At 70.0% G+C, this 18,824-nt stretch carries 18 protein-coding genes and 1 other RNA gene; 16 read left to right on the forward strand and 3 right to left on the reverse strand.

The features are described 5' to 3' along the window. Positions 1–9: 9 nt before the first annotated feature. From CCZ27_RS01900 to CCZ27_RS01910, 3 genes are read right to left on the reverse strand one after another with little or no spacing between them, the layout of a single operon-like run. On the reverse strand, positions 10–657 hold the full coding sequence (locus CCZ27_RS01900) for a BON domain-containing protein (RefSeq protein WP_096445110.1): 648 nt from the start codon (positions 655–657) through the stop codon (positions 10–12). Next, a complete protein-coding gene (locus CCZ27_RS01905) occupies positions 654–1,247 on the reverse strand; it encodes a phosphoheptose isomerase (RefSeq protein ID WP_096445111.1) in 594 nt (197 codons plus the stop codon). Before CCZ27_RS01905 ends, CCZ27_RS01900 begins: the two co-directional genes overlap by 4 nt. 45 nt (positions 1,248–1,292) lie before the next feature. Further along, the gene (locus CCZ27_RS01910; protein ID WP_096445112.1) at positions 1,293–1,748 is read right to left on the reverse strand and encodes a YraN family protein; all 456 of its coding nucleotides are present in this window, start codon (positions 1,746–1,748) and stop codon (positions 1,293–1,295) included. Between the two features lie 45 nt (positions 1,749–1,793). On the opposite strand from CCZ27_RS01910, the gene rsmI reads away from it, so the two are divergent. From rsmI to CCZ27_RS01990, 16 genes are all read left to right on the forward strand, one after another. Continuing rightward, a complete protein-coding gene (gene rsmI, locus CCZ27_RS01915) occupies positions 1,794–2,687 on the forward strand; it encodes a 16S rRNA (cytidine(1402)-2'-O)-methyltransferase (protein WP_096445113.1) in 894 nt (297 codons plus the stop codon). Positions 2,688–2,766: 79 nt separating this feature from the next. Further along, positions 2,767–3,801 (forward strand): dihydroorotase, encoded by a 1,035-nt coding sequence (gene pyrC / locus CCZ27_RS01920; protein WP_096445114.1) that lies wholly within the window; start codon positions 2,767–2,769, stop codon positions 3,799–3,801. 34 nt (positions 3,802–3,835) lie between these two features. Next, the gene (locus CCZ27_RS01925) at positions 3,836–4,273 is read left to right on the forward strand and encodes a hypothetical protein (RefSeq protein ID WP_096445115.1); all 438 of its coding nucleotides are present in this window, start codon (positions 3,836–3,838) and stop codon (positions 4,271–4,273) included. Between the two features lie 66 nt (positions 4,274–4,339). Next, positions 4,340–4,883, forward strand: an RNA gene (gene rnpB, locus CCZ27_RS01930) — RNase P RNA component class A. A 431-nt stretch (positions 4,884–5,314) separates the two neighbouring features. Beyond that, the gene (gene mraZ / locus CCZ27_RS01935) at positions 5,315–5,758 is read left to right on the forward strand and encodes a division/cell wall cluster transcriptional repressor MraZ (RefSeq protein ID WP_096445116.1); all 444 of its coding nucleotides are present in this window, start codon (positions 5,315–5,317) and stop codon (positions 5,756–5,758) included. Beyond that, positions 5,755–6,693, forward strand: coding sequence for a 16S rRNA (cytosine(1402)-N(4))-methyltransferase RsmH (gene rsmH, locus CCZ27_RS01940; protein ID WP_096445117.1), 939 nt, complete (start codon positions 5,755–5,757; stop codon positions 6,691–6,693). The genes mraZ and rsmH overlap by 4 nt, the downstream gene beginning before the upstream one ends. Then, on the forward strand, positions 6,690–6,956 hold the full coding sequence (gene ftsL / locus CCZ27_RS01945; protein WP_096445118.1) for a cell division protein FtsL: 267 nt from the start codon (positions 6,690–6,692) through the stop codon (positions 6,954–6,956). The genes rsmH and ftsL overlap by 4 nt, the downstream gene beginning before the upstream one ends. After that, complete coding sequence (locus CCZ27_RS01950) at positions 6,953–8,713, forward strand: peptidoglycan D,D-transpeptidase FtsI family protein (protein ID WP_096445119.1); 1,761 nt, start codon at positions 6,953–6,955, stop codon at positions 8,711–8,713. The genes ftsL and CCZ27_RS01950 overlap by 4 nt, the downstream gene beginning before the upstream one ends. Then, positions 8,710–10,212 carry a UDP-N-acetylmuramoyl-L-alanyl-D-glutamate--2,6-diaminopimelate ligase gene (locus CCZ27_RS01955; protein WP_096445120.1) on the forward strand — a complete coding sequence of 501 codons (1,503 nt, stop codon included), beginning with the start codon at positions 8,710–8,712 and terminating at the stop codon, positions 10,210–10,212. The genes CCZ27_RS01950 and CCZ27_RS01955 overlap by 4 nt, the downstream gene beginning before the upstream one ends. Beyond that, entirely contained in the window at positions 10,209–11,633 is a 1,425-nt protein-coding gene (locus tag CCZ27_RS01960) for a UDP-N-acetylmuramoyl-tripeptide--D-alanyl-D-alanine ligase (protein WP_096445121.1), read from the forward strand. Before CCZ27_RS01955 ends, CCZ27_RS01960 begins: the two co-directional genes overlap by 4 nt. A gap of 1 nt (position 11,634) precedes the next feature. Continuing rightward, positions 11,635–12,723, forward strand: a complete 1,089-nt coding sequence (gene mraY / locus CCZ27_RS01965) for a phospho-N-acetylmuramoyl-pentapeptide-transferase (protein WP_096445122.1) — start codon at positions 11,635–11,637, stop codon at positions 12,721–12,723. Between the two features lie 56 nt (positions 12,724–12,779). After that, positions 12,780–14,180: a UDP-N-acetylmuramoyl-L-alanine--D-glutamate ligase gene (gene murD, locus CCZ27_RS01970; protein WP_096452071.1), complete on the forward strand. Its 1,401-nt coding sequence runs from the start codon at positions 12,780–12,782 to the stop codon at positions 14,178–14,180. Next, entirely contained in the window at positions 14,177–15,436 is a 1,260-nt protein-coding gene (gene ftsW / locus CCZ27_RS01975; RefSeq protein WP_096445123.1) for a putative lipid II flippase FtsW, read from the forward strand. Before murD ends, ftsW begins: the two co-directional genes overlap by 4 nt. Next, entirely contained in the window at positions 15,433–16,503 is a 1,071-nt protein-coding gene (gene murG, locus CCZ27_RS01980) for an undecaprenyldiphospho-muramoylpentapeptide beta-N-acetylglucosaminyltransferase (RefSeq protein ID WP_096445124.1), read from the forward strand. Before ftsW ends, murG begins: the two co-directional genes overlap by 4 nt. Continuing rightward, on the forward strand, positions 16,500–17,915 hold the full coding sequence (murC, locus tag CCZ27_RS01985; protein WP_096445125.1) for a UDP-N-acetylmuramate--L-alanine ligase: 1,416 nt from the start codon (positions 16,500–16,502) through the stop codon (positions 17,913–17,915). Before murG ends, murC begins: the two co-directional genes overlap by 4 nt. Further along, positions 17,912–18,823, forward strand: coding sequence for a D-alanine--D-alanine ligase (locus CCZ27_RS01990; RefSeq protein WP_096445126.1), 912 nt, complete (start codon positions 17,912–17,914; stop codon positions 18,821–18,823). Before murC ends, CCZ27_RS01990 begins: the two co-directional genes overlap by 4 nt. Position 18,824 lies beyond the last annotated feature (1 nt).

Raw genomic sequence — 18,824 nt, forward strand, 5'->3', positions numbered from 1 at the left:
GTCTCCGCGTCATCGCTTGGCGCCGGTCGGGTTGTCCAGTCGGAGGGCCTCTTCGTCGCTGATGTACTCGAATGCGCGCACCACCTTGCGCACGCCCTTGCTGGTGCGGGCCACTTCGGCTGCGGCATCGGCCTCGGCGCGCGTGACCATGCCCAGCAGATAGACGACGTTGACCTCGGTCACCACCTTCACGTTGTGGGCGGGGACGTTTTGCGAGTCGACCATGCGCGCCTTCACGTTGGAGGTGATCAGCGTATCGTTGCCGCGCGTCGTCAGCGACGAGGTCGGGCCGACGACCACTTCGTTGATGATGCCCTTCACGTGCTCGACGCCCGCGACCAGGCGCTCCACCTCGGCGCGGGTGTTCTCGTTCGGCACTTCGCCGGTGAGCAGCACGTTGCGGTTGTAGGAGGTGACATTGACGTGCGTGTTGCTGCCGAAATGCTCGCTGATGCGGCCGCTGGCCTTCCACTCGATGGCTTCGTCCTCGATGTAGGTGCCGCTGGTGCGGCGGTCGGCCACCATGGCCGCGGTGGCGCCCACGCCGGTCGCCACCACGGGGAAGCAGCCTTGCAGCACGGGCAGCGTGGCCGCGGCGGCGATGCCGAGCAGCAGCTTGCGCCGCGCCGCGCCGGCGGGCAGGTGCATGGTTTTCATTCTTCCACTCCCAGTAAGAGACAATCGATGCCGTCGCACAGGCAATGCAGCACGAGCAGATGGACTTCCTGGATGCGTGCGGTGCGGTCGGCCGGAACGCAAAGATGGATGTCGCCGTCGGCGAGCAGTTCGCCGATCCTGCCGCCGCCCTTGCCGGTGAGGGCGACGACGCGCATTTCGCGCTCGTGCGCGGCCAGGATCGCCTCGGCGACGTTGGGTGAATTGCCGCTGGTCGAGATCGCCAGCAGGATGTCGCCGGGCTGGCCGAGGGCGCGTACCTGCTTGGAGAAGACCTGGGTGAAATCGTAGTCGTTGGCGATCGAGGTCAGCGTCGAGCTGTCGGTGGTGAGCGCGACCGCGGCCAGCGGCGGGCGCTCCAGTTCGAAACGGTTCACCAGCTCGGCGGCGAAGTGCTGCGCATCGGCGGCCGAGCCGCCGTTGCCGCAGGAGAGGATCTTGCCGTTGTTGAGCAGCGAGGTGGTCATGACCTCGACGGCGCCGGCGATGGGGGCGGCCAGGTGTTCCAGGGCATCGAGCTTGGTGCGGGCGCTGTCCTCGAACTGGCGGGATACGCGGTCGATGAGATCCATGTCGCGGCGGGCTGTCGTTGAGGCAGCGAAGTCTAGCATGTGCTCTCAGCCGGCATCGAAGGCACCCGGTAACCAGGTGATGCCGGTCTCGTCGAGCCCGTCGAGCAGCACGGCGTCGAAGCGGCAGGGCGCGGCGCGGTGGCAGCGCCCGGCGGCGCCAAGCCACCATTGCGCGGCAAGGAGGATGCGCCGGCGCTTGGCGGCGGTGATGCTCTCGGCCGCGCCGCCGAAGCGGCTGCCGGTGCGCAGCCGCACCTCGACGAAGACCACCGTGCCGCGATCCAGGCAGACGATATCGACCTCGCCGCCGCGGCAGCGCACGTTGCGTTCGATGACGCGCAGCCCGTGGCGGGCGAGATGCCGTGCCGCGAGATCCTCGGCGAATCGTCCGCGCGCTTGCGCCGGCGTCGGCCGCACGCCGACAATGCGGGGCGTCGCAGTTGCCGCCTCCCGGCCTGCCGAGTCCGTTTCCGCCGGTGCGCGGGTGTCGCGTTTCGTCATCGCCGCCTTCCTGAGTTTCCTGTCCGCGCCTGGCGCGCCCGTCCCATGAACGATCTTCCGACCGCAGCCGGCTCTCCGCTTTCCAGTACGCCGTCATTGTATGTGGTGGCCACGCCGCTCGGAAACCTGCAGGACGTCACCCTGCGCGCACTCGCGGTGCTGCGCGCGGTCGACGTCGTCGCGGCGGAGGACACGCGCCACAGCCAGCGCCTGTTCGATGCCTGCGGCATCCGCACGCGCATGCTGGCGCTGCACGAGCACAACGAGCAGGTGGCCGCCAGCCAGTTGATCGAGCTGCTGGCGCAGGGGCGGCATGTCGCGCTCATCACCGATGCCGGCACGCCCGCGGTGTCCGATCCGGGCGCGCGGGCGGTGGCGCGGGTGCGTGCCGCCGGCCATCCGGTGGTGCCGGTGCCGGGCGCGTGCGCCGCGGTCGCGGCCTTGTCGGTGTCGGGCTTTGCGGAGGCGGGTTTCCGCTTCGTCGGTTTTCTGCCGCCGAAGAGCGCGGCGCGGCGTGCCGCGCTCGAGAAACTGGCCGGCGATCCCGACGTGCTGGTGTTCTACGAGGCGCCGCACCGGGTGGCCGAATGCGTGGCCGACATGGCTGCGGTGCTGGGCGGGATGCGCGAGGTCCTGATCGCGCGCGAACTGACCAAGCTGCACGAGGAGATCGCCTGCCTGATGCTCGCCGATACGGCCGCCTGGTTCGCCGCCGATCCGAACCGCAGTCGCGGCGAGTTCGTGCTGGTGGTGCGCGGCGCGCCCGCGGCGGAAGGGCTGGACGCGGAGGCGGAGAAGGTCCTGTCGTTGTTGCTGGCGGAACTGCCGGTCAAGACGGCGTCGCGCCTTGCCGCCGAGATTTCGGGAGCGCCCCGCAATGCGCTGTATGCACGCGCGCTGCAGCTCAAGGCCAAGGGCGGCGGGCAGGCTCCGGCGTAGGCCATCCGCGGAATATTGGCGCGCCGGGGCAAGTGCCGGGCGCCGTATAATCGGTGCGCTCCGAACCGGGAAAGGCTCCATGCAATCGATCACCCTCATCCGCCCAGACGACTGGCATCTGCACGTGCGTGACGGCGACGCGCTCGAAGCAGTCGTGCCGCATACCGCTGCGCGCTTCGGCCGTGCGCTGATCATGCCCAACCTGAAACCGCCGGTGACCACCACCGAGCAGGCACTGGCCTATCGCGAGCGCATTCTCGCCGCGGTGCCGGGCAGTCGTTTCGAGCCGCTGATGAGCCTGTACCTCACCGACAACCTGCCGCCGGACGAGATCGACCGTGCCAGGGCGAGCGGCAGGATCGTCGCGGTGAAGCTCTATCCGGCGGGCGCGACGACGAATTCCGATGCTGGCGTCACGGCGATCGACAAGGTCTATCCGGTGCTCGAGCGCATGGAGGCGCTCGGCATGGTGCTGTGCGTGCATGGCGAGGCGACCGGCCACGATGTGGACGTGTTCGACCGCGAGCACGTCTTCATCGAGCGCGTGCTGTCGCCGCTGGTGCGCCGCTTCCCCAGGCTGCGCGTCGTCTTCGAGCACATCACCACCGCCGAGGCGGCGCAGTTCGTGCGCGCGGCCGGCGCCAACGTGGCGGCGACGGTGACCGCGCACCATCTGCTGCTCAACCGCAACGCCATCTTCGCGGGCGGCATCCGGCCGCATCACTATTGCCTGCCCGTGCTCAAGCGCGAGACGCATCGCCGCGCGCTGGTCGAGGCGGTGACTTCGGGCAATCCGCGCTTCTTCCTCGGCACCGATTCGGCGCCGCATGCGCGCAGCACCAAGGAAGCGGCCTGCGGCTGTGCCGGCTGCTACACCGCGCATGCCGGCATCGAGCTGTATGCGGAAGTCTTCGATGCCGCCGGGGCGCTGGAAAAGCTGGAAGCCTTCGCCAGCCTGAACGGCCCGGCCTTCTACGGCCTAGCGCCGAACGCCGACACGATCACGCTGCGGCGCGAGAGCTGGGAGGTGCCGGCGTCCTACGGCTACCTTGGCGACGATCCGCTGGTTCCCCTGCGCGCCGGCGAAGCGGTGGCGTGGAAGCTGGTCGCCTGACCGTCGGGCCATCGGCGTGCGGGAGGAGGTGAGGATGTCGATCCGCAATGCTTCGCGCGCGGCGCGGCTGCTGCTTGCCGCCGCCTGCCTGCCGCTGCTCGCCGGCTGCGAGAACAGCGCCACCGCGTTTTCGATCGAGGGCAAGGACCATGCACTGATCCTGGTACGCGAGCAGGCATGGGTGTGGAACAGCGAGCTGGCGCAGTACATCGTCGCGTCGCGCCTGCCGCATTGCCAGCGCCGCGTCGCCATTCATCCGGGTTCGACGACGCTGGTCGAAATGGAGGTCTACGAAGCCGGCGACCGCCTGTGGGCGCTGCACCAGGGGGATCGCTGGTACCTTGCCGGCACCGAGCGCTGCCTGGTGCAGGACTGGAATCCGTCCGGCGGCCAGGCGCCTGGGCCCCTGGTCGGCAGCTTCCGCCTCAAGGACGGCGTCGCCGCCTTCGTCAAGGCGGAGCCTGCGCGCTGAACGCTTCCGCTTTCCGCGGCCGGCCGGCGCCGAAGGTGGCGCCCGCCAGCGTATAATCATCGTCGGGAAGTTCGCCAGGCAGTCGCTGCGCACCTCGTCGTGCGTGGAGGAAAGTCCGGGCCCCGTAGAGCAGGATGCCGGCTAACGGCCGGGCGTCGCGAGGCGACGGAAAGTGCAACAGAGAGCAGACCGCCGATGGCTGTCCGGACCCTGCCGCTGAAATGCGGCAGGGTCTCTCTCCTGAAAAGGAGGGAGTCGTGCTTCGGCACGATCGGGGGCTGCCGCGCAAGCGGCGGCAGCGGGCGCGGCGCATGCCGCGCCCGCCGGATCAGGCAAGGGTGAAACGGTGCGGTGTCGCGCGCAGGCGCGATGCCGGTCGGCGCAGCAGCGCCGTCGGGTAAGAGCCCACCGCGGACGTGGCAACACGGACGGCACGGCAAACCCCATCCGGGGCAAGGCCAAATAGGGGAGCAATGACGTGGCTCGCGTCGCTCCCGGGTAGGCTGCTAGAGCGTCACGGTAACGTGCCGCCCAGAGGAATGACTGCCCGATGATGCCGGCTCGCGCCGGTGTCGTTCGACAGAACCCGGCTTATCGGCGAACTTCCCCACTCGAATTTCCCCGCCTCTTACCCGCTTCTTCGCGCGCCCCGGTCGCAGGGCGAGCCGCGGGAGGCAGCGTACGTGCGTGCCGGCTGCCGGCCCCCTCGTTTTTCCCAGACCGCCGCAGCACGAAAGGCTGCGCTCTCCTCCTCCCGGCGCGGTCCGTCAGGGCCGTTTCGTCGCGCCATTCCCCACTTCCCCCCACTTTTTCCGCGGCACGCCTTCCAGTTCGTGCGCTTTTTCATGAACGTCTTTCATCAGCCTTGATTTTTCAGGTTTTCTCGGGATACGGCGGGCGGCCATAAGTCATTGTGTATCAAAGAAAAACGCGCGGGTGTGCGCTTGACCCGCATGGGGTGATGCACTAAAGTGGAGACAAGTGGAAAAAAGTGGGTAGAAGTGTCATTTCGATGCTTCGCCAATGCCGCCAGGGGGTTTGATGTTCCAGGGAGCCGCTGCGCTCAGTCTTGATGCCAAGGGTCGCCTCGCGATCCCCGCGCGGCATCGGGATGCGCTCGCGGTCCAGGATGGCCAGGTGGTGATCACGGCGCATCCGCATCGCTGCCTGCTCGTCTATCCCGTTCCGGCCTGGATTCCCATTCGCGATCAGGTGCTGGCCGCGCCCAGCTTCAACGAGCACGCGGCGATGCTCAAACGCCTGCTCGTGGGTTATGCGCAGGATGAGGCGCTGGATGCGGCCGGCCGCGTGCTGGTCGCGCCTTCGCTGCGCCAGTTCGCCCAGCTCGAGAAACAGGTGTGGCTGGTGGGGCAGGGCAGCCATTTCGAGCTGTGGTCGGATGCCCGCTGGCAGGAGCAGCAGGAAAAGATGCTGGCGCTGGCCACCGAGGGGCTGCCGCCCGGATTCGAGAGCCTCGCCCTGTGAGCGGCGCACACGAACATGTCAGCGTGCTGCTCGCGGAGGCGATCGAGGCGCTGGCGATCCGGTCCGACGGCATCTATGTGGACGGCACCTTCGGACGCGGCGGCCACAGCCGGGCGGTGCTCGCCCGGCTCGGCGGCGAGGGCCGGCTGATCGCGTTCGATCGTGATCCGGCGGCGATTGCGGCGGGGCGGGCGATCGACGATCGGCGGCTGACGCTGGTGCACCAGCCGTTCAGCACGCTCGATGCCGAACTGGAGCGGCTCGGCGTGGGGCAGGTGGATGGTGTCTTGCTGGACCTGGGGGTGTCATCTCCCCAGTTGGACGATGCCGCGCGCGGCATGAGTTTCAGATTCGATGCGCCTTTGGACATGCGCATGGACACGAGCCGCGGGCAGACCGTGGCGCAATGGCTGGCGGAGGCTTCCGTCGGCCAGATCACGGAGGTGCTCAGGGACTATGGGGAAGAACGGTTTGCTCATGCGATTGCAAAGGCGATTGCAACTGCTCGGACAGGGGGGGCTGTTGCAACCACTGGACAACTTGCCGCGATCGTGGAAAAGGCGGTCCGTACACGCGAGCCGGGGCAGCACCCGGCGACACGCTCCTTCCAGGCTCTACGGATTTTCATCAATCAGGAGCTTGAAGAACTGACGTGCGCGCTGCCCGCCTGCGTCGCCCGCCTGCGTGCGGGCGGCAGGCTGGTGGTGATCAGCTTCCATTCGCTCGAAGACCGCATCGTGAAGCGCTTCATGCGCGACGAGTCCCGCCCCCTGGTGCTGCCGGCCCGCCTGCCCGTGCGTGCGGCCGATCTGCCGCCGCCGAGGCTCGTCCTGGTGGGCAGGGCACGGCGCCCGGGTGCCGGTGAGGTGGCGGCCAATCCGCGCGCGCGCAGCGCGGTGATGCGCGTCGCCGAACGCAGCGGGGTGGGGGCGTGATCCGGCTCGACGCCATTCTCGTCGCCCTCGCGGTCGCCAGTGCGCTTGGCGTGGTCGCCTCGCAGCACCAGGCGCGCAAGCTGTTCGCGCAGCTCGAGCGCGAGCAGAACCGGGCGCACGGCCTCGAAGTGGAATGGGGGCAGTTGCAGCTCGAACAGAGCACCTGGGCATCTCACGCACGGGTCGAGAAGCTCGCGCACGACAAGCTGGGCATGCGTCCGCCGGTCCCTGCGCAGGTGGTCGTGGTGGAGCCGCAATCATGAAGAACCAGCGTACCGTCACCTTCAATCACAATCCCCTGCTCAAGCGCGACCTGCCGGTGTGGCGGCCGCGCTTCGTGCTGCTGGCCCTGCTTGCGGGTTCGCTCACGCTGGGCGGGCGGGCCTTCTACCTGCAGGGGGTGAACAACGACTTCCTGCAGGCAAAGGGCGAATCGCGCTATGCGCGCATCCTCGAGGTGCCGGCGACCCGCGGCCGCATCACCGACCGCAACGGCGACATCCTCGCGGTGAGCACGCCGGTGCGCTCGATCTGGGCCATTCCTTCCGATGCCAAGCTGGAGCCGGCCGAGGCGCGCAAGCTCGCGGCGCTGCTCGAGATGGACGTGCGCGAACTCAACGACAAGCTCGCCGGCGCGCGCGACTTCGCCTACCTGAAGCGCCAGGTGGCGCCGGAGGCGGCACAGCGGGTCGTCGATCTCAAGCTGCCGGGCGTCCACCAGCAGCAGGAATACCGCCGCTACTATCCCGGCGGCGAGGTCATGGCCCACATGCTCGGCTTCACCAACGTCGAGGACAAGGGGCAGGAAGGCATCGAGCTCACCTTCGAGAGGCAGCTTGCCGGCAGGCCCGGCGCGCGCCGCGTGATCAAGGACCGGCGCGGCCAGGTGGTCGAGGACGTCGAGGCGATCCGTGCGCCGCGGGACGGCGAGGACGTCACGCTGGCGATGGACGGCAAGATCCAGTACCTCGCGTGGACGGCGCTGCGCGATGCGATGACCACGCACAAGGCCAAGGCCGGCGCCGCGGTCGTGCTCGACGTGCGCACCGGCGAGGTGCTCGCCCTGGTGAACGCGCCGACCTACAACCCGAACAACCGCGCCAATCTCACCGGCGCGCAGTTGCGCAACCGGGTGTTCACCGACACCTACGAGCCGGGCTCGGTGATGAAGCCCTTCATCGTCGGGCTTGCGATCGAACGGGGCAAGGTCAAGCCGAACACCGCCATCGACACCAGTCCCGGGCGCCTGACCATCGGCTCGGCGACGATCTCGGATTCGCACCGGCACGGCGTGCTGACGGTGGCGGAAGTCATCCAGAAGTCGTCGAACATCGGCACCGTGAAGATGGCACTGCAGTTCAGCCCCGACGAAATGGGGCACCTGTTCGAGCAGGTCGGCTTCGGCACGCCGCTGAACATGGGATTTCCCGGCGAGGCGAGCGGCCGTGTGCGTCCGCCGAGGACCTGGAAGCCGATCGAGCAGGCAACCATGTCCTACGGGCACGGCATCTCGGTGAGCCTCATCCAGATGGCACGGGGCTACCTCGCCTTCGCGCGCGACGGCGAACTCGTGCCGCTGTCGCTCACCAGGCTCGATGCGCCGCCCGCCGTGGGGCGCCGCATCTTCTCGCCGCAGACGGCGCGCGAGATGCGCGCGATGCTGGAAATGGCTTCCGGCCCGGGCGGCACCGCGCCCAAGGCGCAGGTGGCCGGCTACCGCGTGGCGGGCAAGACCGGAACGGCGCACAAGCTGGACGGCGGCCGCTACACGAACAAGTACGTGTCGTCCTACGTCGGCTTCGCGCCTGCCTCGAATCCGCGCCTGGTCGTGGCCGTGATGATCGATGAGCCGTCCGCCGGGCAGTACTTCGGCGGCACCGTCGCGGCGCCGGTCTTTGCGCGCATCGTCGAGGGGTCGCTGCGTACGATGGGGGTGGCGCCGGATGCACCGCTGACCCCGCTGCAACTCGCACGCAAGCCGGGCGACGCCGGCGCGGCGCCGGTGCGGGAGAGCATGTGAGCGCGCCGGCCGCCCCCATACTCGAACGGCTGGCTGCCGCGGGCGTCCGTCCGCGCGGTATCGCCGCCGATTCGCGCAAGATCGGCGCGGGTGACGTCTTCGCCGCCTGGCCTGGCTACCAGACCGACGGCCGGCGTTACATCGGCGCCGCGATCGATCGCGGTGCGGCCGCCGTGCTGTGGGAATGCGGCGACGGTTTCCGCGCCGAATCCCTGCCCGTGCCGTCCGTGCCGGTGGAAGGTCTGCGCGACGCGGCGGGTTTTCTCGCCCACGAGATCTACGGCCGCCCGTCCGAGGCGCTGTGGCTCGCCGGCGTCACCGGCACCAACGGCAAGACCACCGTCAGCCAGTGGCTGGCGAGCATGCTGGAGCGGCTCGGCACGCGCTGCGGCGTGATCGGCACGCTGGGCTGCGGCTTCCCCGGCCATCTGGCCGCCAGCCTGAACACCACGCCCGATGCCCTCGAACTGCACGGCATGTTGGCTTCCTTCGTGGCCGCCGGTGCCGGCGCGGCGGCGATGGAGGTCTCGTCCATCGGCCTGGACCAGGGGCGGGTCAACGGCGCGCAGGTGGACGTGGCGATCTTCACCAACCTCAGCCGCGACCATCTCGACTACCACGGCACGATGGAGACCTACGCGGCGGCCAAGGCCAGGCTGTTCGACCTGCCGGGCGTACGCCGCGGCGTGATCAATCTCGACGACGCCTTCGGCCTGCTGCAGGCGCGGAAGCTGGCCGCGGCCGGCGCGGAGCCGATCGGCTACACGCTGGCGGCCGGCGATGCCCCGGCACTTTCCGGCATCCGCGTGCTGGCCGCCGACCGCCTGCGCATCACCGCCACCGGCCTGCAGTTCGGCCTGTCGTGGGAGGGCCGGCGGGCCGAGGTGGGCGTGCGCATGGTGGCACCGTTCAACGTGTCGAACGTGCTCGCGGCGATCGGCGCGCTGCTGGCGCGCGGTGTCGCCCTCGACGACATCCTGCCGCTGGTGCCGCAGCTCACCCCGCCCGAAGGGCGCATGCAGCTCGTCGGCGGCGTAGGCGAACCGCTCGTCGTCATCGACTATGCGCACACGCCCGACGCCCTGGCCAAGGTGCTGGAGGCGGCCCGCGGCACGGCGGACACGCGCCGCGGGCGCGTGGTGTGCGTGTTCGGCTGCGGCGGCGACCGCGACCCCGGCAAGCGTCCGATCATGGGCGACGTGGCCCGCCAGCTCGCCGACCACGTCGTCATCACCAGCGACAACCCGCGCACCGAGGACCCGCTGCGCATCGTCGAGGCCGTCGCCGCCGGTGCCGGGCCCGCGGCCGACTGCATCGTCGACCGCGCCGAGGCCATCCGCCACGGCGTGACCGGAGCGGGGAGCGACGACGTCGTCGTCATCGCCGGCAAGGGGCACGAACCCTACCAGGAGATCCTGGGCGTACGCCTGCCGTTTTCCGATTTCGAGCAGGCGCGCGAAGCGCTGAAGCTCTGGCATGCACGGAGGGCCGGCCGATGATGATGCTCGACGACGCCGTGCGGGTGCTGGGCGCCCATGGCGCGCGCGCGCTCGGTGCCGTGCGCTTCGACACGGTGGGGACCGACAGCCGGTCGCTGGCGCCGGGACAACTGTTCGTCGCGCTGCGCGGCGAGCGCTTCGACGGTCACGATTTCGTCGCCGCTGCGGCGGCTGGCGGCGCTGCGGCAGCGATGGTCGATGCGCGCTGGGCGGACGTCCAGGCCGATCTGCCGGTCGCCGCGCCGCTGCCGCTCATCGTCGTGGACGACACGCGCCTCGCGCTCGGTACGCTGGCCGCGGCCTGGCGGGCGCGCTTCTCCGTCCCGCTGATCGGCGTCACCGGCAGCAACGGCAAGACGACGGTCAAGGAAATGTGCGCCGCCATCCTGCGGGCGCAGGCGCGCCGCGACGGCTTCGGCGAGGAGGCGGTGCTGGCGACGCAGGGCAACCTGAACAACGACATCGGCCTGCCGCTGACCCTGCTCAAGCTGCGCGATTTCCATCGCGCCGCCGTGATCGAGATGGGCATGAACCGTCCGGGCGAGATCGCCTACCTGACCGGGCTGTCGCGTCCCACCGTGGCGATCGTGAACAACGCCCAGCGCGCCCACCTGCAGGGCATGGGTTCGCTCGAGGAAGTCGCGCGCGAGAAGGGTTCGATCTACGAGGGGCTGGGTGCCGGCGGTATCGCCGTCGTCAATGCCGACGAGGCTTATGCCGACTACTGGCGGGCACTCAATGCCGGCCGCACGATTGTGACATTCGGTATCGACGAGGCCGCCGACGTGCATGCCGCGTGTACCCTGCGCGGCTTCGGTGCCCGCGTCGAACTCGATACGCCGCAGGGCCGCACCGCGTTCGATCTGCAGGTGCCGGGCATGCACAACGCGCGCAACGCCGTCGGCGCCGCCGCGGCCTGCCTGGCCGCCGGCGTCACGGTCGATGCGGTGGCCGAAGGGCTGGCCGGCTTCGCCGGCACGCGCGGCCGGCTGCAACGCCGGCCGGGGCCCAGCGGTGCGGTGGTGCTGGACGACAGCTACAACGCCAACCCCGACTCGGTGCGGGCCGGCATCGACGTACTCGCCGCGATGCCGGGGCGCACCTATCTAGTACTCGGCGACATGGGCGAGATCGGCGATGCGAGCGCGCAGCTCCACGACGAGATCGGAGGCTACGCCAAGAGCAAGGGCATCGACGGCCTGTACGCGCTGGGCGACATGAGCGCGGTGGCGGCGCGCAACTTCGGCGAGGGCGGCCAGCATTTCCCGTCGGTCGAGGCGCTGGTGGCGGCGCTGTCCGGGCACCTGGATGCCGATAGCGTGGTGCTGGTGAAAGGCTCGCGTTTCATGCGGATGGAGAGGGTGGCGGACGCGCTTGCGGCAGTGCACAATTCGCCCCCCGTGAAGACTACCGGCTCGTAAAATGCTGCTCGAACTCGCCCTCTGGCTCGGCCAGGACATCCGCGGTTTCAACGTCATCGGCTACATCACGCTGCGCACCGTGCTCGCCGCGCTCACCGCGCTGGCGATCTCGCTCGTGGCCGGGCCGGGCGTGATCCGCTGGCTCGCCGCCAAGAAGATCGGCCAGGCGGTGCGCGACGACGGCCCCAAGTCGCACCTGACCAAGGCCGGCACGCCGACGATGGGCGGGGCGCTGATCCTGATCGCGATCGGCATCACCGTGCTGCTGTGGGGCGATCTCAAGAACAGCTACGTGTGGGTGACGCTGTTCGTGACCCTGGGCTTCGGCGCCGTGGGCTGGGTGGACGACTGGCGCAAGGTCGTGCATCGCGACCCGAAGGGCCTCGCCAGCCGCTGGAAGTATCTGTGGACCTCGGCGATCGCGCTCGCCGCGGCGATCTTCCTCGGCCTGACCGCCGACACCCCGGCGCAGACCGAACTGATCGTGCCCTTCTTCAAGGCGGTGGCCTATCCGCTGGGCGTGATCGGCTTCATCGCGCTGACCTATTTCGTCATCAACGGCACCAGCCACGCGGTCAACCTGACCGACGGGCTCGACGGCCTGGCGATCATGCCCACCGTGATGGTCGCCGGTGCGCTGGCCATCTTCGCCTACGTCGCGGGGCATGCCGGCTTCTCGAAATACCTGGGGGTGCCCTACGTCGCCGGGGCCGGCGAACTCGCGGTGTTCTGCGGCGCGATCTGCGGTGCCGGCCTCGGCTTCCTGTGGTTCAACGCCTATCCGGCCGAGGTCTTCATGGGCGACGTCGGCGCGCTGGCGCTGGGAGCGGCGCTGGGCACGATCGCGGTGGTCGTGCGGCAGGAGATCGTGCTCTTCATCATGGGTGGCCTGTTCGTCGCCGAGACGCTGTCGGTGATGGTGCAGGTGCTCTATTTCAAGGCCACCGGCGGCAAGCGCATTTTTCGCATGGCGCCGCTGCATCACCATTACGAACTGGGCGGCTGGAAGGAAACGCAGGTGGTGGTCCGCTTCTGGATCATCACCATCATGCTCGTGCTGTTCGGTCTGTCGACGCTGAAACTCAGATGAGCCAGGGACCCGCGCACCCGCTTCGACCGCTGCCCGCCGGGGAGGCGGGGCGGGGCATCTGCACGCTCACCGGAAAGCACGTCCTGGTCCTCGGGCTCGGCGAATCGGGCCTGGCGATGGCGCGCTGGTGCGCGCTGCGCGGCGCGCGCGTGCGCGTGGCGGACAGCCGCGCACGGCCGCCGGGCGGCGACACGCTGCGCGACGACGCTCCACTGGCCGAGATCATCGCCGGGGCCTTCGGTTTCGAGGTGCTCGACGGCATCGACCTCGTCGCCGTCAGTCCCGGGCTGGACCCGCGCGTCGGCGTCGTCGCCGAGGCGCGCCGCCGCGGGCTGCCGGTCACCGGCGAGATGAGCCTGTTCGCGCAGGCGCTCGACGAGCTGGGCGTGCGCGGCCAGACGCGCATCCTCGCCATCACCGGCACCAACGGCAAGACCACGACCACCGCGCTCACGGCGGCGCTGGCGGGTGCCGCCGGCCTCGACGCGGTCGCCGCGGGCAACATCAGCCCGGCGGCGCTGGACGTGCTGATGGAACGGCTCGAACTGGGCCTGCACATGCCGCAATGCTGGGTGCTGGAGCTGTCGAGCTTCCAGATCGAGACCCTGACCGGGCTCGATGCCGATGCCGCGGCCGTGCTCAACGTCACCGACGACCATCTCGACCGCTACGCCGGCCTCGGCGAGTATGCCGCGACCAAGGCGGCGATCTTCCAGGGGCGGGGCGTTCAGGTCCTGAATCGCGACGATCCCCGGGTCGAGGCGATGGCGCTGCCCGGGCGGCGCGCGATCCGCTTCGGCACCGGCCCGGCCGGGGGCGACACCGACTACGGCCTGCTCGAGGCCGACGGGCGCACCTGGCTCGCACGTGGCCGGGAGCGCCTGCTGGCGCTCGACGAACTGCCGCTCGCCGGCCGCCACAACGCGGCCAACGCGCTCGCGGCGCTGGCGCTGTGCGAGGGCGGACTCGGGATGGGGCCGCAGGCGCTGCTCGACGGCCTGCGGGCGTTCCGTGGTCTGCCGCACCGGGTCGAACTGGTCGCCGAGCGTGCCGACGGCGTGCGCTACTACGACGACTCGAAGGGCACCAACGTCGGCGCGACGGTCGCCGCGCTCGACGGCCTGTCCAGGCCGGTCGTGCTGATCGCGGGCGGGGATGGCAAGGGCCAGGATTTCTCGCCCCTCGCCGCCGTGCTCGCGCGCCACGCGCGCGCAGTCGTGCTCATCGGCCGCGACGCCGCGCTGATCGAGGCCGCGGTGGGCGGATGCGGCGTGCCGCTGGAGCATGCCGCCGATCTCGACCGCGCGGTGGAGCGCGCCGATGCGCTGGCGCAGCCTGGCGACGCGGTGCTGCTGTCGCCCGCCTGCGCCAGCCTCGACATGTTCCGCAACTATGCCCATCGCGCCGAGATGTTCGTCGGCGCGGTGCGCCGTCTGCCGGGAGTGAGCCCGCGATGAATACGCGTGCCTCGACGCGCCCGCCGCTCCGTCCCGGCTCCCTCCTCGGTGCGCTGAACCCGTTCCGGCGCCGCGCGGGCGGGGAGGCCGCACGCGCGGCCGGACGCCTGGCGCGGCCGATCGGGCCCGCGCATGAACTCGATCTGGTCCTCATCTGGTCGGCTGCCGGCCTGCTGCTGCTGGGCCTCGTCATGGTGTATTCGGCATCGATCGCGACGGCCGAGGGCAGCCGCTTCACCGGCTATCAGCAGCATTATTTCCTGATGCGCCACGCCGTCTTCCTTGCCATAGGCGTCGGCATCGGCCTTGCCGCCTTCCAGTTGTCGATGGCGCAGTGGCAGCGGCTGGCGCCGGCCCTGTTCGTATCGGGCGTGGTGCTGCTGGTGGTCGTGCTGATCCCCGGGCTGGGCCGGGAAGTCAATGGCGCGCAGCGCTGGCTGGGCTTTGGCCCGATCAATCTGCAGCCGTCCGAGCTGATGAAGATCTTCGCCGCCCTCTACGCGGCCGACTACACGGTGCGCAAGCTCGACGTGATGGGCAGCTTCCGCCGCGGCTTCCTGCCGATGATGGCGGTGATCCTGTTCGTGGGCTTCCTGCTGCTGCGCGAACCCGACTTCGGCGCCTTCGTCGTGATCACGACGATCGCCTTCGGCGTGCTGTTCCTCGGCGGCGTGAACGTGCGCGTGTTCGCGCTGCTGGCGGTGGTGGCGGTGATCGGCTTCATCATCCTGATCTGGACCTCGCCCTACCGCCGCGACCGCCTGTTCGGCTTCATGGACCCGTGGCAGGACGCCTTCGGCAAGGGCTACCAGTTGTCGCATGCGCTGATCGCCTTCGGCCGCGGCGAGTGGTTCGGCGTCGGCCTCGGTGCCAGCGTGGAGAAGCTCTTCTACCTGCCCGAAGCGCACACCGACTTTCTGCTCGCGGTGATCGCCGAGGAACTGGGCCTGGCCGGCGTGCTGGTCGTCGTCGCGCTGTTCGCGCTGCTGGTGCAGCGCGCCTTCGTGATCGGGCGCGAGGCGATCAAGCTCGAGCGCTACTTCTCCGGCCTCGTCGCGCAGGGCATCGGGCTGTGGTTCGGCGTGCAGTCCTTCATCAACATGGGCGTGAACATGGGTCTGCTGCCGACCAAGGGCCTCACGCTGCCGCTGATGAGCTTCGGCGGTTCGGGCATCGTCGCCAACTGCGTGGCGCTCGCCATCCTGCTGCGCGTCGACTGGGAAGTGCGCCAGCTCAAGCGGGGTGCGACGCCATGAAGACGCTGATGGTCATGGCCGGCGGCACCGGCGGCCACATCTTCCCGGGCGTCGCGGTGGCCGACACGTTGCGCGCCAAGGGCTGGCGCATCGTCTGGATGGGCAATCCGGACGGCATGGAGGCGCGCATCGTGCCTCAGCGCGGCTACGACGCCGCCTGGGTACGCTTCGGCGCGCTGCGCGGCAAGGGCCTGCTGCGCAAGCTGATGCTGCCGCTCAACCTGCTGTCGGGCTTCGTCCAGGCGCTGCGCGAACTGCGTCGCGCCCGCCCCGACGTGGTGCTGGGCATGGGCGGCTACATCACCTTTCCCGGCGGCATGATGGCGGCCCTGCTGGGGCAGCCGCTGGTGCTGCACGAGCAGAACTCGGTGGCGGGCCTCGCCAACCGCGTTCTCGCCAGCGTGGCCGATTGCGTGCTGTCCGGTTTCCCCGACGTGCTGAAGGGGGCGAGCTGGGTCGGCAATCCGGTACGCGACGAGATCACCGAGGTGGCGCCGCCGGCCGAACGCTTCTCGGTGCGCAGCGGCCCGCTGCGCCTGCTGGTGGTGGGCGGGAGCCTGGGAGCGGCCGTGCTCAACGAAACCGTGCCGCAGGCGCTCGCGCGCCTGCCGGCGCAGTCCCGGCCCACGGTGGTGCATCAGGCCGGGGAGAAGCAGCTCGAGGCCCTGCGCGCGGCGTATGCCGCGGCTGGCGTCGAGGGCGACCTGCGTCCGTTCATCGACGACATGGCGCGCGCCTACGCCGAGGCCGACCTCGTGGTCTGCCGCGCCGGCGCGCTCACCGTGGCCGAACTGGCGGCGGTCGGTGCGGCCAGCCTGCTGGTGCCCTTCCCGCACGCGGTGGACGACCACCAGACCGGCAACGCGCGCTTCCTCGCCGACAAGGATGCCGCCTGGCTGTTGCCGCAGAACGAACTCACAGCCGAACGACTGGCCGGCATCCTCGCCAGCGCGGACCGTCAGCGCCTGCTGCGGATGGCCGAGAACGCCCGCGCGCAGGCCAGGCCGCGCGCCACCGAGGCGGTCGCGCGCGTCTGCGAGGAGCTTGCCGGCGGAGGCAATCCATGAAACACAAGGTCAAGCACATCCACTTCGTCGGCATCGGCGGCTCGGGCATGAGCGGCATCGCCGAGGTGCTGGGGAACCAGGGCTATACCATCAGCGGCTCCGATCTCGGCGACAGTGCCACCATCCGCCGGCTGCGGGCGATGGGCGCGCGCGTGACGCAGGGCCACGACGCGGCCAACATCGCCGGCGCCGATGCGCTGGTGGTGTCCACTGCGGTGAAGAACGACAACCCCGAGGTGGTCGCCGCGCGCGCCCGGCACATCCCGGTGGTACCGCGTGCGCAGATGCTCGCCGAGCTGATGCGGCTCAAGAGCGGCGTCGCGATCGCCGGTACCCACGGCAAGACCACCACCACCTCGCTGGTCGCCAGCATCCTCGCCGAGAGCGGCATCGACCCGACCTTCGTGATCGGCGGACGGCTCAACGCCGCGGGGGCGAATGCGCGCCTGGGCAAGGGCGACTTCCTCGTCGCCGAGGCGGACGAGTCGGATGCCTCCTTCCTGATGCTGAGCCCGGTGATCTCGGTCGTCACCAACATCGACGCCGACCACATGGACACCTACGGCCACGACTTCGCGCGGCTGAAGCAGGCATTCGTCGATTTCCTGCAGCGCCTGCCCTTCTATGGCGTTGCCGTGCTGTGCGAGGACGATCCGCACGTGCGCTCGATCATGCCCCTGGTGTCCAAGCAGATCGTGCGCTACGGCCTGTCGGAGACGGCCAGCATCCGCGCCGAGAACGTTCGCGCCGAAGGCGGACGCATGCTGTTCGACGCGGTGCGGGTCAACGGCACGACCACGCGCCTGCCGATCGAACTCAACCTGCCGGGCATGCACAACGTGCTCAATGCGCTGGCGGCGATCGCGGTGGCCACCGAGGTGCAGGTGCCCGATGCGGCGATCGTCAAGGCGCTGGCGGAATTCCGCGGCGTCGGCCGGCGCTTCCAGCGCTATGGCGAAGTGCCGCTGACCGACGGCGAGGGGCGGCCCGCGGGCAGCTTCACGCTGATCGACGACTACGGCCACCACCCGGTCGAGATGGCGGCGACGCTGGCGGCCGCGTGCGGCGCGTTTCCCGGCCGGCGGCTGGTGCTGGCCTTCCAGCCGCATCGCTATACGCGCACGCGCGACTGCTTCGACGACTTCGTGAAGGTGCTGTCGACGGTCGATGCCTTGCTGCTGGCCGAAGTCTATGCCGCCGGCGAATCGCCCATCGTCGCCGCCGACGGCCGCGCCCTGGCGCGGGCGCTGCGGGTGGCCGGCAAGATCGAGCCGGTGTTCGTCGAGGATATCGCCGAGATGCCGGCGGCCATCGTGTCGGCGGCGCGCGACGGCGATGTGGTGATAACGATGGGTGCGGGCAGCATCGGCGCGGTGCCGGGCAAGCTCGCCAGCCACGAGGAGCAGGTGTGAAGCAGTTCGGCAAGGTTGCGGTTCTGTTCGGCGGCAGCTCCGCCGAGCGCGAGGTTTCGCTGATGTCCGGGCGCGCGGTGCTGGCCGCGCTGCAGGAGGCGGGCGTCGATGCGCACGCCTTCGATCCGGCCGAGCGCGATCTGTACGCCCTCAAGGAAGAAGGCTACGACCGCGTGTTCATCGCCCTGCATGGCCGCGGCGGCGAAGACGGTACGGTGCAGGGCGCGCTCGAACTGATGGGCATTCCCTACACCGGCAGCGGCGTGATGGCGTCGGCGCTGGCGATGGACAAGTGGCGCACCAAGATGGTGTGGCTCGCCGCCGGGCTGCCGACGCCGCGCTACGCCATCCTCGATGCCGGCAGCGACTGGGGCGCGGTGGTGCGCGATCTCGGCCTGCCGATCTTCGTCAAGCCGGCGCACGAAGGCTCGAGCATGGGTGCGACCAAGGTGACCGAGGCCGGCGGGCTCAGGGCCGCCTGGGAACTGGCGGCGCGCTACGACAGCCTGGTGATCGCCGAGGAGTTCATCACCGGCGAGGAGCTGACGGCGCCGTTCCTGGAAGACCGGCCGCTGCCGCTGGTGCGCATCGTTGCCCCCGACGGCAACTACGACTACCAGAACAAGTATTTCACCGACGACACCCGCTACGACTGCCCCTGCGGCCTGCCGGCGGCGCAGGAGGCGATGCTGCAGGCGCTGGCCATGCAGAGCGCGCGCGTGCTGGGCTGCCGCGGCTGGGGCCGTGCCGATCTGATCCTCACCGACGACGGCCGCCCCTACCTGCTGGAGATGAACACCGCGCCGGGCATGACCGCGCATTCGCTGGTGCCGATGTCGGCCAGGGTCGCCGGCCTCGGTTTCGGGGAGCTGTGCCTGAAGATCCTGGAGGGCGCCCGCCTTGGCTGAA

This window comes from Thauera sp. K11, assembly GCF_002354895.1.
Classification (GTDB): Bacteria; Pseudomonadota; Gammaproteobacteria; order Burkholderiales; family Rhodocyclaceae; genus Thauera; species Thauera sinica.

What these genes read in the sequence shown, in the direction of transcription:
- CCZ27_RS01910 (WP_096445112.1), bottom strand. Translation starts at nt 1,748, where the DNA reads ATGACGAAACGCGACACCCGCGCACCGGCGGAAACGGACTCGGCAGGC.
- ftsW (WP_096445123.1), top strand. Translation starts at nt 14,177, where the DNA reads ATGAATACGCGTGCCTCGACGCGCCCGCCGCTCCGTCCCGGCTCCCTC.
- CCZ27_RS01960 (WP_096445121.1), top strand. Translation starts at nt 10,209, where the DNA reads ATGATGATGCTCGACGACGCCGTGCGGGTGCTGGGCGCCCATGGCGCG.
- mraZ (WP_096445116.1), top strand. Translation starts at nt 5,315, where the DNA reads ATGTTCCAGGGAGCCGCTGCGCTCAGTCTTGATGCCAAGGGTCGCCTC.
- CCZ27_RS01905 (WP_096445111.1), bottom strand. Translation starts at nt 1,247, where the DNA reads ATGGATCTCATCGACCGCGTATCCCGCCAGTTCGAGGACAGCGCCCGC.
- CCZ27_RS01925 (WP_096445115.1), top strand. Translation starts at nt 3,836, where the DNA reads ATGTCGATCCGCAATGCTTCGCGCGCGGCGCGGCTGCTGCTTGCCGCC.
- CCZ27_RS01950 (WP_096445119.1), top strand. Translation starts at nt 6,953, where the DNA reads ATGAAGAACCAGCGTACCGTCACCTTCAATCACAATCCCCTGCTCAAG.
- CCZ27_RS01900 (WP_096445110.1), bottom strand. Translation starts at nt 657, where the DNA reads ATGAAAACCATGCACCTGCCCGCCGGCGCGGCGCGGCGCAAGCTGCTG.
- murG (WP_096445124.1), top strand. Translation starts at nt 15,433, where the DNA reads ATGAAGACGCTGATGGTCATGGCCGGCGGCACCGGCGGCCACATCTTC.
- murC (WP_096445125.1), top strand. Translation starts at nt 16,500, where the DNA reads ATGAAACACAAGGTCAAGCACATCCACTTCGTCGGCATCGGCGGCTCG.
- mraY (WP_096445122.1), top strand. Translation starts at nt 11,635, where the DNA reads ATGCTGCTCGAACTCGCCCTCTGGCTCGGCCAGGACATCCGCGGTTTC.
- rsmI (WP_096445113.1), top strand. Translation starts at nt 1,794, where the DNA reads ATGAACGATCTTCCGACCGCAGCCGGCTCTCCGCTTTCCAGTACGCCG.
- pyrC (WP_096445114.1), top strand. Translation starts at nt 2,767, where the DNA reads ATGCAATCGATCACCCTCATCCGCCCAGACGACTGGCATCTGCACGTG.